This is a genomic window from Dietzia maris, from assembly GCF_014144855.1.
GTDB classification, from domain to species: domain Bacteria; phylum Actinomycetota; class Actinomycetes; order Mycobacteriales; family Mycobacteriaceae; genus Dietzia; species Dietzia kunjamensis.
Map to the genome: position 1 here is coordinate 1 of NZ_JAALDN010000032.1, position 1488 is coordinate 1488.

The following is a 1488-nucleotide window of genomic DNA, read 5'->3' on the forward strand; positions in this document are numbered from 1 at the left end:
AGTCATCGCCGACGAGCTCGAAGTCGTCGTCGTCGCCCTCCCCCGCCTCGATCCGCGCCAGCGCCTCCAGTCGCCCGCCCACGCCGAGCTCATCGGCGAGGGTGCGCTCCGCCGGGGCGTCGGCGAGCAGTTGCGGCAGGTATCCCACGGTGGGCGGGCCCGCCGGATCGCCGTCGACGGTGATCGAACCGTGCGTCGGCCGACGTTCGCCCGCGATGAGGCGGAGCAGGGTGCTCTTGCCGGCGCCGTTGCGACCGACGAGGGAGGTCAGGCCGGGACCGACGGCGAGGTCGAGCCCGTCGAAGAGTGGGGTGTCGTCGGGAAACGCGTACGCGACGTCCGACAGGACGAGGAAAGACATGCGTGCTCCAGGAGAGGTGGCGTGTGGCCGGGACTCACCTGCGGTTCAGCACTGTCCTTCGATCTCCTCGTCTCATTCCCCTCGGCTCCGCGCCCCTCGCGGCCCCGGGTCTCCCCGGAGTCGCGCCGTGCGCCCGACCGACGTTCACGCTGAAGCTACACCGCGGTCCCGGCGGCGGCAAGAGCCGGATTCTGCACGAACCCGCGCCCGCTCACCACGACCCTGCGCCCGTTCACGGAGTTCCGGCGTCTCCGCGGGCGGGACGGTCGATGCGGCAGATCGCGTGGAGGGGCGTGTCACCGGGGTTGTCAGGCGTGAGCTCCGCGTCCGGCAACCGCCGGAACCCGGCCCGGAGCAGGGCACCCCAGGATCGCGGGTTCTCGATGTTCACGGGAACGATCACGCAGCTCGCGCCGGGGTGGTGAGCCCAGATCTCGGAGACCGCCCGGGCCGCCATCGCCGCACCGGCGCCCCTGCCGCGTGCCGCCGGTTCGGCGATGCATTCCGTCTGTGCGTCATCGAGGTAGGGGCCGAAGTCCTGTTCGACCCGGTCCGGCGAGTTCTCCGACCACCATCGTGCGACGAGCGGCTCGGCCAGCCAACGCGCGAGCGTCGGCAGGTCGTCGCGGGTCAGCGGACGGAACCTCACCTCTGGAGCGGCGGTCTCCACGGCTCCAGCGTGGACCCGGCCGGGACTCCTGCCGAGGGTGTGACGGCGCGAGTGTGACGGCGCGGGTGTGACGGCGCGGGTGTGCCGGCGAAGGGGGGACGGCGAGAGCTACATGAACGCGCTGGGCGGCAGGCCCTCGCGGCTGCTCATGGGCAGTTCCTTCTCGAGCCGCTCCATGAAGAAGTGCGACTGCACCGCGGTCCAGATGTTATTGGTGAGCCAGTACAGGCCGATCGCTATGGGGAAGTTGAAGAAGTACGCGCCCACGATCGGGAAGAACGGGAACAGGTACATCATGATCTTCATCGACTGGTTCATCGACTCGGTCATGGACTCGGCCATCGACTGGAAGTCCTGCGGCTTGGCCGCCGCATCAGCGCCTGCTCCAGCGCCCGGACCGGCCGCGCCGGCAGCGCCCGCGGTGGCGGGAGTGCCCGGGGTGCCGGCCGTACCATCG

General features: G+C 70.7%; 2 protein-coding genes and 1 pseudogene. All 3 read right to left on the bottom strand.

From position 1 onward, the window contains the following. Positions 1–361: ATP-binding cassette domain-containing protein (locus G6024_RS01000; RefSeq protein ID WP_159147624.1), on the bottom strand; the 361-nt coding region annotated here is incomplete at its 3' end. Positions 362–593: 232 nt separating this feature from the next. Beyond that, a complete protein-coding gene (locus tag G6024_RS01005) occupies positions 594–1031 on the bottom strand; it encodes a GNAT family protein (RefSeq protein ID WP_181694338.1) in 438 nt (145 codons plus the stop codon). Positions 1032–1139: 108 nt separating this feature from the next. Beyond that, positions 1140–1488: pseudogene (locus G6024_RS01010) on the bottom strand (membrane protein insertase YidC); the annotation flags it as partial.